Source organism: Moorena sp. SIO4G3, assembly GCF_010692305.1.
Classification (GTDB): Bacteria; Cyanobacteriota; Cyanobacteriia; order Cyanobacteriales; family Coleofasciculaceae; genus Moorena; species Moorena producens_A.
Window position 1 is genome coordinate 1 of sequence record NZ_JAAHIG010000280.1, and the last position, 11,866, is coordinate 11,866.

8 protein-coding genes are annotated in these 11,866 nt (G+C 41.9%); 1 reads left to right on the top strand and 7 read right to left on the bottom strand.

Features of this window, described 5'->3' with window-relative positions; translation table 11 throughout:
- Positions 1 to 44 precede the first annotated feature (44 nt).
- The 3 genes from F6J99_RS32850 to F6J99_RS32860 form a co-directional block, all read right to left on the bottom strand.
- Positions 45 to 3,410 (bottom strand): amino acid adenylation domain-containing protein, encoded by a 3,366-nt coding sequence (locus tag F6J99_RS32850; protein WP_293119327.1) that lies wholly within the window; start codon positions 3,408 to 3,410, stop codon positions 45 to 47.
- 2 nt (positions 3,411 to 3,412) lie between these two features.
- On the bottom strand, positions 3,413 to 3,607 hold the full coding sequence (locus F6J99_RS32855) for a hypothetical protein (RefSeq protein WP_293119329.1): 195 nt from the start codon (positions 3,605 to 3,607) through the stop codon (positions 3,413 to 3,415).
- 757 nt (positions 3,608 to 4,364) lie between these two features.
- Positions 4,365 to 4,574 (bottom strand): hypothetical protein, encoded by a 210-nt coding sequence (locus F6J99_RS32860; RefSeq protein ID WP_293119331.1) that lies wholly within the window; start codon positions 4,572 to 4,574, stop codon positions 4,365 to 4,367.
- A gap of 463 nt (positions 4,575 to 5,037) precedes the next feature.
- On the opposite strand from F6J99_RS32860, the gene F6J99_RS32865 reads away from it, so the two are divergent.
- On the top strand, positions 5,038 to 6,267 hold the full coding sequence (locus F6J99_RS32865; protein ID WP_293119333.1) for a tetratricopeptide repeat protein: 1,230 nt from the start codon (positions 5,038 to 5,040) through the stop codon (positions 6,265 to 6,267).
- 204 nt (positions 6,268 to 6,471) lie between these two features.
- Here the strand turns inward: F6J99_RS32865 and F6J99_RS32870 are convergent, their stop codons facing one another.
- From F6J99_RS32870 to F6J99_RS32885, 4 genes are all read right to left on the bottom strand, one after another.
- The gene (locus tag F6J99_RS32870; protein WP_293119335.1) at positions 6,472 to 7,560 is read right to left on the bottom strand and encodes a CARDB domain-containing protein; all 1,089 of its coding nucleotides are present in this window, start codon (positions 7,558 to 7,560) and stop codon (positions 6,472 to 6,474) included.
- A gap of 173 nt (positions 7,561 to 7,733) precedes the next feature.
- Positions 7,734 to 8,687, bottom strand: coding sequence for a hypothetical protein (locus F6J99_RS32875; protein WP_293119337.1), 954 nt, complete (start codon positions 8,685 to 8,687; stop codon positions 7,734 to 7,736).
- 663 nt (positions 8,688 to 9,350) lie between these two features.
- Positions 9,351 to 9,941 (bottom strand): CHAT domain-containing protein, encoded by a 591-nt coding sequence (locus F6J99_RS32880; RefSeq protein WP_293119339.1) that lies wholly within the window; start codon positions 9,939 to 9,941, stop codon positions 9,351 to 9,353.
- Positions 9,942 to 10,007: 66 nt separating this feature from the next.
- The gene (locus F6J99_RS32885; RefSeq protein WP_293119341.1) at positions 10,008 to 11,456 is read right to left on the bottom strand and encodes a transposase; all 1,449 of its coding nucleotides are present in this window, start codon (positions 11,454 to 11,456) and stop codon (positions 10,008 to 10,010) included.
- Between the last annotated feature and the right edge of the window lie 410 nt (positions 11,457 to 11,866).

An 11,866-nucleotide genomic window follows, 5' to 3' on the forward strand; every position in this document is an offset into this window, starting at 1 on the left:
CCCCCCTTAAAAAAGGGGGGAATTAGATTCAAAAGTCCCCCTTATTAAGGGGGATTTAGGGGGATCTGAATCAGGGATGAACAAAACTTACATGCATATCTGATGTTGAAGGTCACTCGCAGTTGGGAAATTAATTGGGTCGCGAGTAGGGAATGTCCTCCTAATTCAAAGAAGTTGTCATGTATTCCGACATCTTGCACTCCTAGAACCAGAGCGAAGATGTTGGCGATTATTTCTTCGGTTGGGGTGCGTGGCGCTACGTATTCCTCAACTCTGCTGATTTCTCCTTCTGGTGCGGGTAGGGCAAAACGGTCTACTTTGCCATTTGGTGTTAAGGGGAGGGTTTCTAGGGTTATGAAGGCACTGGGCACCATGTAGTCTGGTAGTTTCTGTTTGAGGAATTCTCGTAGTTGATTGGTGGTTAGTGATTCGGACTGACTGACATAATAGGCGACTAGACGTTTGTTCCCAGGACTATCTTCTCTGACAATTACTGTGGTTTGTTGGATGTGGGGATGGGTGGACAGGACTGCTTCGATTTCCCCTAGTTCGATGCGGAAACCCCTGATTTTAACTTGGTTGTCGATGCGACCGATAAATTCGATGTTACCGTCTGGTAGATATCGGGCCAGGTCTGATGTTTTGTAGAGTCGTTCTGTGTTGGAATGACAGAAGGGGTTTTGGATAAATTTTTGTTTGGTTAGTTCCCGGCGGTTGAGGTATCCTCGGGCTAGTCCATCACCTCCTAGGTATAATTCTCCAGGTACTCCTATCGGTACTGGTTGGAGGTGTTTGTCTAGGATATAGATTTGGGTGTTGGCTATGGGGCGACCGATGGGTGGAAGTGATGACCAATTACTGGGAAAACCATTTAATGTAAAAGCACTGACCACATGAGTTTCTGTTGGTCCGTACTGATTTTCTAGACGGCAATTAGACAGTTTTTCAAAAAATTTAGCTAGGGTGGGAGTAATTTGCAACTGTTCTCCTGCCGTAATCAATTCACACAGTGTAGAGGGCAAACATTCAGGAGTAGTCAAAGCACTAGTCGCTAAGTGTTCTAGAGCTACAAACGGTATAAAGAGTCTTTCCACACCTTGTTGTTTGAGCAATTGCAATAAGGCAGTTCCATCTCTTCGTACATCTTCTGGTATTAATACTAATGTTCCACCTGAACACCAAGTAGATAATATTTCTTGGAAGGAGACATCAAAGCTTATCGGTGTAAATTGCCCAGTTTTTGTGCTGTATTTGGCAGAGGAGTTTTTCAACTGCCACAGGATAAGATTAACAAGAGGACTATGGTTCATGGCAACCCCCTTAGGTTGACCAGTAGAACCAGAAGTATAAATCACATAAGCCAAATTATCAGAAGATACCCCAACTTCAAGATTCTCCCCACTATATTGCTCTATGGCACCCCAATCACTATCCAAACAAACCACCTGTGCTTGATTTTTTGGCAAAGATTCTACTAGAGACTGTTGAGTCAACAACACCTCAACACCCGAATCAGCCAACATATAACTCAGTCGTTGGTGAGGATAATTGGGGTCGAGGGGTACATAGGCACCACCCGCCTTCAGTATCCCCAACAGTCCTACCACCATCTGTACAGAACGTTCCACACAAATCCCCACCAATACCTCTGGTTCTACTCCTAAGTTTTGTAGGTGATGTGCTAATTGGTTAGCCCTTTGATTTAATTGATGGTAGGTCAATTGCTCTTGGTTAAACACCACCGCTATAGCATCTGGTGTTTTCTCTACCTGCTCAGAGACTAACTGATGAATACATTTATCTTTTGGGTATTCACTGGCAGTATCATTCCACTCTACTAACAGTTGATGACGTTCTTCTGCACTCAACAAAGGTAACTCTCCCACTACTTGTTGGGGATTTTCCACAATTGCTGATAACAAGTTCTGGAAATGAGTTGCCATCCGTTTAATAGTAGACCCATCAAATAAGTCCGTGTTGTACTCCCATGTCCCCACCAATCCAAGCTCTGTTTCTGTCATTGACAGGGTCAAATCAAACTTAGCAACGGTACTGTGTTGATTGAACTGACTCAAACTCACACCTGGTAAGTCTAATTTCCCCATCGGTGCATTCTGCAGCACAAACATCACTTGGAACAGGGGGGCATGACTCAATGACCGTTGGGGTTGCAATGCTTCGACTACCTGTTCAAACGGTACATCCTGATGTTCATAAGCTTTGAGTGTGGTTTCCCTGACTTGTCTGAGCAACTTCTCAAAACTGGGATTATCTTCAAAACGGGTTCTCAACACCAAAGTATTGACAAAGAAGCCAATTAATTGCTCTATTTCACGGCGGTTGCGATTGGCTATGGGTGAACCAATTAAAATATCTTTTTGTCCACTGTAACGATAGAGTAAGGTGGCAAAAGCTGCCTGTAGGGTCATAAATAAGGTTGTACCTGAGTTCCGAGACAACTGTTGCAACTTACCGGTTAATTCAGTGGTTAAACTAAAACTTTCACTACTCCCCCGGTAACTCATTACATGGGGACGAGAACGATCTGTTGGCAGTTGTAATAATTCTGGAGCACCAAATAATGCCTGTTTCCAGTAATTAAGTTGGGTGTTTAGGATTTCTCCACTTAACCATTGTCTTTGCCAAAGGGCAAAGTCAGCATATTGAATCGGTAATTCCGGTAAGGGGGATGGAGCTCCTACACAAAAGGCTTGATATAAACTTGATAGTTCTTCGATTAATATTCCCATCGACCAACCATCCGATACGATGTGGTGCATGGTCAGCACTAACACATACTCACTGGTGTCTAGTTGCCATAATTTACACCGGATTAATGGTGCCACTTCTAGGTCAAAGGGGGTTGTTGCTTCACGTTGTACTTGTTGCTGTAAGATAGTCTCCCGTTCTGGTTCTGGGTATTGTTTTAGGTCTACTACATTGATGTTGATGGTGCTGTCGGGGTGAATTACCTGTGTTGGTGTGCCATTGAGAGTGGGGAAACTTGTCCGTAATACTTCATGACGATTGATTATTTCTGATAAGGCTTGTTCTAGGGCTAACACATTTAGGTTACCGGTGATTTGTAAAGCACCGTGCTCAATATAAGGAGCTTTTGACCCTTCAAGTTGATCAATAAACCACAGTCGTTCTTGACTAAAAGATAGGGGTAAGTTTTGGTCTCTAGGAATAGCTTTAATTGGTGGGTAATTAGTCTTATAACCTTGACCAGTTTGTTGCAAAAAAACTATAATTTCTGCTTGACGTTCAGCTATTTGTTGGCGTAGCGCAGGGGTTATAGTTCCTTTATTAACACGACAAAGGAGTTTTTCCCCGTTGGTTGAGATATTAATGCCCTGGTTGTGAAGCCAAGATATAAATTCAACTATATTTCCCTGGTTATTATTCATAATTAAATCTCTATTATTTTTTCATCTATTGCCAGATTATCTGGAACTTGTAATACTCTATGAGCTACCTCTAGATACTCAGTTACATTCTTAAAGCCCATAAAAGCGCTAATGAACTCTAATCCAGAAGGGTATAACAGTAAAACTCGTTCTCCTTGCCATTGCTGGAGATGAGATGAATTACAACGCTTACTCACGGCTCCTAAATTGGCTTAGTTTGTGCTCGCTCCAGGGGCTGATTAGGTCAGGTTATCCTACCTTAATAAGCGCGATAAGTGAGTGATTGTGCGTTAAAACTAAGAGCACATAATTAGATTATATAGTCATACCACATTATCGGGTAATTTAATCGACAAATTTAGCTTTTAGTGATCAAGGTAGGGCTGGCAAATCCCTAGTATTCGTTATGCGATCGCCATTACACCCAAGTCGTGATCAAACCAATTTTATTCTACTATAGACGAATGGCATAAGTGTAAATTTTTGTTTCCCAAATTTACACTTATGCCTATTTTTACAATATTTATAGGTCTCTTATGGAGTGACTATTTCGTCGTGTTAGTTAAAACAACAAAGGATTGGTAAGACTGGGATTCTCATCTGATTAGACTAGAAAAAATCCATTCGTAAGGTAACTATAACGGGGTTAAATACCAGGTAGTTTTTCGATTAGTTTATGCCGCCGATTATGGCATTACTCAACCCCGATAACGGGTGTTCATTGTTGGCATCAGAAAAGAGTTAACTTTACCTAAGTCTTTCCCAAAAAAACATTTTCTCGATAGCTTGCCAATTCAATTCAATTAAAAGCAAAAAAAAATAGCCGTAGAAATACTATCCACGGCTATTTCAGTGCTGCAAACGCAATTGTCTTGTCTATCAGTTTCCGAATCAATCCGCATGTGATCCTACCGGATCAGATCGGGGGGGAAACCCCCCCAGAAATTTAACCTATTAACGCCAAGTCGAAGACTTGGTTGCAAAACTAATTACTTGCCCTGGAATGCCGGTCGGCTGCAAAGGGCTCCAGTCGGAAACCTTACTATACCCCAATGCACAAAGGCCGTAAATAGTATTAATTACTGCTTCAGGAGAACCCTTAATGGACTTAATACGTTGTTTTTTTGGATTATTGTTTTGATTCGGAATAAAGTCTGTAGACATGAGTAAAAAAATAAATTACGTATCCAATGATTATTGGAATGATTATTGATTTAATTTTCAAGGGTTTTGATAATTTTTTTTTGGGAGGTAATTTGAGAATGAATTTCAAAAAAACGTTTCCTTAGCGTATTAGCTTTTCGCGCCGTGTTTCCAAAGGTTATTTATGGAATTTTGTTTCATAATCTGTAACTAATCTTCCACTGTTCTATCTGCATTTTAGCTACCCAATCTGTTTATTCTCTTATTTTAAGTCTTGGAGACTGACAAAAGAGAAATAGACTTGTTATGTCACTCCTAAATCTTGGTGGCAGGAACAAACTTCGTCCCGGAAGCGGTCAAACTAGTGCAGGGGGGCAGAAATAATACCAATTCTTGAAAGTAGGACTACAGATGCAGATAGCCAGATGTCAATTTGAACCTAAAATCGCTAGCCTAACTTGTAGTAACCTTCTTTAGTTTCCTTATGGCTACCTTGCGCTTACATCCTCTCGGACCCAAACTAAGCAAGTGGGTGATCATAGCATTATCCGCTGCTATACTCCCGTTATGTTTTGCTAGTGTGACCTTATCCCAATCAAGTGATAATGATAATCCCAATCCATTGGAACTGACTGCTCCTGATCCCCTCCTGCCTTCCTTATCCCCAGACGAACCTCTCAACCCTTCCGAACGTTCTAGACTCAGCGAAGCTTTGGATGAACTGAATGCTCAAGCTCAAGCTGAATTCAAAGCTGGTAATCAATCCAAAGCCTTTGACATCTGGTATCGGGAAATCCGACTGCGGCGAGTGCTAGGGGATCTAGTGGCAGAAGTGCAAACTTTGGGCAGAGTAGGAGGAGTTGCCTGGAATGAAAACAATAAGCAGTCAGTGCAACTAATTACTACACGGTTGGAAGAGATTCAGCAGGAAAATCAAGCAGAAGACTCGATCAATCTGTCATTGTTAAAAGCTTTGGGTAAGGCTTATGAACAGATCCGAGTGCCAGGACAAGCGTTGACAGTTTATGAGCAAATTCTCGCTGATGCTCGAAACCAGGACGATATGGCAACGGTTGAGGCTACCTTGAAGACCATGGGTGAATTGCACATGGCTTGGTTTGATTATCCCAAAGCAGCAGAAACCTATGAGGAATTACTGGCTCAAGCTCAGAGCGGACGGATAAGTGAAGAAGTGGCTTATTTACAACAGCTAGCTTATATATACGACCAAGACCAACAACCAGACCAGGCATTGCCGAAAAAGCAGCAATTAGTGGACATTTACCTCAGTCAAGGCAATGATACCCAGATTCCAGCCCTGAAAATTGCGATCGCATCTGACTACAACAGCCTCAATCAACCAGAAAAAGCCAGTCAAACCTATCAAGAAGCCTATTCCTTAGCCTGGTCTCTACAGCAGTTTGCCCATGCTAGCGAAGCACTACAACCTCTAGCAGAACTTTACCTTACCTCTAAGCAGCCACAGTTTGCCTTGCAAGTTTATGAGGTTTTGCTCCAAGTTGAGCAAAAGTCCTATAATTACTATGGCTTGATGAATACTTACGACAAAATTGGTCAAGTTTATGTGGATATGAACAACTATCCTCAAGCCTTAGCAGCATTTCAAAAGGGGCTAAGTTTAGCTGAGTCATTGCAGCATCGAGAAGCTTATTTTGTCAATAAAATTCAGCTAGTGAATCGGAAAAATTTGTAGTAGCATTGTAGTTGGATAGTTTTCCAACTAACGACTATAGCCCAGGGCGGGAACAGGGAATCGGGAATCGGGAATCGGGAATCGGGAACTTCCGATGAAGTAGTTTTCCATTATGTTGGTATCTTTATACCAATTCTGTTAATTACAGCTACACATCAATTTCATCTCCCCGCGCCCACTCCCGACCCCATTCCCCAACTTCGGTCAGTTTACTTGAATCGCGATATAGGTAGCATTGTTAGTTTCGTTGATTTCACCGATACTATTATTGTTATCAACAATCGCACCGATGTAGTACCTTCCAGGAGTTAAATTGCTAGGAATAGTCACTGAATTTCTGGCAGTATAAGGAGTGTTCCTACCAAGGGTATAGGGAACATCCCCAATTTTGGTATCAAGGGTCGAGATGATATTATTAGTAGAAATATAGAAGCCGACCCGAGGATTTTGAGTAGAAGCACCATTATTTTCATAGGTAAATTCTACCTGAACCCGTTGCCCTTTGTTAACTCGATAAACTGGCTCACCGGATGAGGTGAAGGAACTCAGAAGTGATCCAGAAGAGTTGTACATTTGGGTTCTTCTGTGTGTACTATATTCACCACTGCTACCTGAGCGCTTCCAATGAACTACTGCCACATCTTGGCGCTGAGGAGAACGTACACCATAAAGAAATACTGCACCATGGGAAGCATCTTCACCAGCATAGGCTCTTGCCGTGGAGCCATTGGCATGGATATGATCCCAATCTTGACCCATGATGTTGTAATATCGGTTTTCATGCAGAAGAATTAAGGCATGACCCAGTTCATGCATAGCAGTTGTTTGGAAAGGACGAGAGCTTCCCCCATAGGGCCAGAGTACGCTTTTGCTAGTACTGGTGGTGTAAGACACTCGATTATCGAAGACTATATCTACTTCTGTTATATTCGGACAGTTAAACCACCAATAAGCCCATGCCGGTGCACCATTGAGTAGATTGTCATCACTGGTAAACCAGATTTCATTCTGGCCATTTTGTCGTCTAACACTGCTGTCGTTGTGGCTCAAACTAAAGGAAAATTTACTGGGATTTCTGTTCCAACTATTGACAGCCTCTATTAAAGCATTTCTCCAGGCACCAGAAGGAAAACTGACACTGGCTGAGCGCATCCGAACTGGAATCTTACTACTTTGCCACTTGACCGTCTTACCATTACATTTCAAAACTTGGTAGGCGGAAGCTTTAGGCATGTAGCCAGTAATAGCGACAAACAATGATAAAGCCATTAAACCGGCTATAGGTCTCTTCATCATAATTCTCCTAGTTATTTTTTGGTTTAATCCAACTGAGTTTGTCTTTGGTTACTTGTTACTTGTTAATTTTGCTTATATTTTTTTCCTGGTTTGTCATGGATAATTAACAACTTACAAGTGATAACTTTCAATTCAATTACCAATCCCCTTTTATAGAAAGGGGATAAAAATTATCTTGGGGAATTAGGTAAGACAGGATTGCCTTCATTTTTCATTAACATCTCCATCTCCCTACGATCTGCTGTACTCGATAGAATTGAATTTTCAAAACCAGGGGATACTGTGGTCTGGGGTGGAGCTGAAGGGGAACCTAGCTTGATTACAAAGTTTTTGTCAGGATCTACAGTGGTAGTAAACTGTCGTCTCTGCACCTGTCCCGCTCGGCTGAACTGGTTTAATTTAGTTTTGATCAGACCTTCAAGTTTACTCCGCTCTAGGGGTTGTTCAGATACTTGAACATTGGGAGACTCAACCACACCAGATTCTGAAGAGCCATCCTGGTTTTTTCCAGTAGGAGTTGACAAAACAGTCTCAATAACTGTGTCACCTATCCTGTGGGTAACTACTTCTTTCAAAGGACGATGTTTTCCATAAACTAGTTGTTCTTGACTAGTGAGTAGAATTGGTTGTCCTTCATCAGAGAAAGCTTGATTGTTGATAACTCGAATCCGACCTTCAGCACATCCGACCAGGGGACACCCAGATTTACCATTACCCTTGACCAAAAGGATATCGGTATCTCCAACATCAAAAAAAGGAACTCCAGACACTGTTAGAAAATTGCCTTTATTATCATGACCACCGATAAAACGAAGGGTAACCAAGCTGCCTGGCTTGACTCGACCTTTAAGGGTTTCTTCCACCTTATAGGTCACAAATGTGTGAGGAAGTCCTCTCTGATTAGATGAGAGGCGATATTGAACTTTTGCAACCGTTCCTCGAAAAATGAAATCAGCTTCCTTTACAGATGTTGTCAGTAAGGGATTTTGTTCACTCCCAGACTCGTTTTGAGCCGTTCCTGGTCCTGGGTCTGCACCACCACTACTAATTTGTGCATGAACCCCTAAAACCCCGAACGATAGTGCGCTGATTATCATCGAAGCAATAATGAGTTTGATCTTCATAGGGTTTAGCCTCAACTGATTAAGTAATCATTTACGTTGACACTTAGCCAATAATTGATGTTCCTATCGCTAAGTACAACCAATCAAGTGTTGCTATATTTATCTATCACACTCAAATCAGAAACTTCGACCTATTGACCGGTTTTTTGTTACAATTATTAACATTACCTCAAACCTGTTCTAGCGGTTTTTACTCTAATGAGGTACAAACTATTTTTTACCTATTATCTGTTCCCTATTATCTGTTCCCTAAAAGCTTAGGTGCGCTTGACCCATTAAGAATTAAATTCGCCACGGGTCGCACCTCAAAGATTTGTACCTCACCTAATTAGGGTTTGCTGAAAAAGTCTTTTGGTATTGGTAGGAGTCAGGAGTTAGGAGTTAGGAGTTAGGAGAAATGGGAATTATATAGGAGGTAGTCGGAAGACAAGTCCGATGATTTTTCTGCTCTTGTCTGCCCAAAATGCCAATTAAATGAGCTTTTTCGACCGAAAAGCTGGCACTTTTTTCGACCCAACAAGGCTAAAACCTTTATCTGTCAATGCTTTGAGAGTTAATCAGCAAGCCCTAATTAAAAACAGCTATATCTAAGGTATCCTCATCATTGTACCTTACTAGCTTGCAAAAAGCTAGACTAATTACCAATTACTAATTACTAATTACTTATAACCAATTACCTACTAATACAAAAGGAGCCCAAAATACAGGCTCATTAAAGTTAGGGTCTACCATCAAATCTAGCTGGGCTTTCCGAAGTGCCTCTGCTTTTGTCATCCCTGGTTGTTGCAAGTAATCGTAGAACTTAGTCATTAAAATCGCTGTAGAGTCATCACGCACTGACCATAAACTGCCAATAGTAGATCGCGCTCCGGATCTGACCGCAAACCCAGCTAACCCTAACACAGCTCTGTCATCTCCTATTGCTGTTTGACAAGCACTTAGAACTAGTAAATCAATCCCTCCTTCTCCCACAAATGCTCGGCTACGTAGCACTTGATCCAATTCCTTGACATTGATGCGACCCTCCCAAGTTAGTAGAAAGGTATCGTTAGCATTGGAACTAAACTGACCATGGGTCGCCAGGTGTACTACATTCCTTTTAGTATTCATTTCCCTGGCAAAGTTGCTGCGGGTGAATTCCTGATTGACTAGTACCGACCCTGACACGTTTCTGGTAATTTGCTCAATCTCATCTTTCACACTCGGTAAAGGCCGAAAGCCTTGACGAGCTTCGCTTAAGCCCGCAGTAACCATACTCCATTGCTGTTGACGTAAGGGTTGTGGCTCTAACAGTTGTAAACCGTTGACATCTCCCCCGGTTTAAACACGGGAGATTCTACAAGAAGCGAAGTGGCACGGTTTCAAGCTGCCACTATCGGCTTTCGCCGACGCTACGCGAACGCTTCTTGTTCGATATGATTTTTTAAGAGAGTTAAAAATGTCATACCGATGTGGAACTGTCAAAGATTCCCTAACCAACTTGACCAGGTCGAATGGCTGTGTGGTTACTTTCTTGATGATGTTAGCAGCGCCGTTACAATCGGCGTTAATTATCTTCCCTCTAGATGTCCTATACAGACCGCGTTTAACTCGCTTTCCTGATGGTTTCCACCCTTTCGGCAAAGCCGACGCTACGCGAACGGGTTTTCCACCGTGCTTCGGTAATGAATCACCATCCAAGAAAGACGCCTTGCTCGTATAAGACTCTTCGGTAATTGTCAGCTTGATTCCATATTCAGAGCAGAGTTGCTTTAACCTTTCTATTAACCTTTTTGTGGGAATTGCAACAAATTTTTGATTATTGATTTTCCCCATATTAGATCTACTTTTATGACCTTCGTTCCAACCTACTACTATATTTCCGATACCATCAACAAGACAGCGATTGATAATAAATCTAGCTGCTTTATTGATGGCGTCCCTCATCTGGTTATTGCGCTTTCTCTGAATCCTATCTAGGTTTGAATCCCAGTGAAAGTCTGGCTTGCCTTCTTTGTGTTTGGCAACCAACCGACAATACCCCTGATTCATCGACTTTAGCTTCTTCCCATCAATAATGAAGCTTTTTCCAAGAGTCGAAACGCAGGTTAGCCAGTTATCGCCTCCATGATCTATCCCCAAGGCTTGAGAGTAATCAAGGTTTGGGTTTTCCTTGACCGGTTCTTTTCCGTCCTCAATCACCCAGTCAATCCAAAGTTGCCCATAATAAGGGCGAATTGTTACCTCTTTTACCCAGTCCGGATCTATAAAATCAGGTGGGTCTAAAGTGATTTTCGTGAGTAATTCTGGTTTACTCTCTTTACTGACCGACGGATAAAACAATCCATCTTTGTAGGTTAAAGCTTGTTTTGGAAAAGTAACAGCAGCTAGTCCACCTTTTTTCCTGTACCGAGGGAACCTTGGTCTGTCAACATTGCCTTTATAATACAATCCAACCAGTTGGTTGTAGCTAGCGATCGCTTCCCCAACAGTTTTCAAGGTCTGTTGAGCCGACTGAGCTGCCATCCCCTTATAGTGGGGACTCATTTTTAATGCTTTATCTAATTCAGGATATTTAGTTGTACATTTATAAGCTTTCCAGCCACACCGAAGTTCATCACCGCGCCAAAAAGTGGTATAAGCTTCCTGCTTATTAAGCCAGTCATAGTGCTTCTGTTTTGTATAATAGATGGCACAGTTGAATAGACTGTTAGCCTGTTCACACTGAAAAACCCAGAAGGCTTTTTCTTCGTTTGAAAAATTAGCTTTTACTGGGATTGTTTTATACACTTGGTAATAATTTATTGTTTTTTTAGCATATCTTTAGTATAGACATTAGTTCTAGTTATGTCAATAACAAACGAGCGAAAAACTATAAAGAGGATGAGGGGGGTACCCGTACATCATGACGAATTAAAAAAGCCTCATACCGTTTTGCTTACTGGGGCTGCGTGCAAGTGTCTTCAATTATCAGCTAAAGAGTCGAATACCAGTATTGGGAAATTCTTATAAAACTGGATAAGAGAGGAAATGGACACGACTGGATTTATCCAGTCTCTCTGTTTCATCCCCAGTCTAAAGACACGGGGTTCTATTAGAGTCGATGCTGGGGATTAGCCCAGGCACCTCTCCTTCAAAGCCGTGCGTGAAACTTTCGCCTCACACGGCTCCTAGATTCTCTCAACCAATAGGCTTGTCTT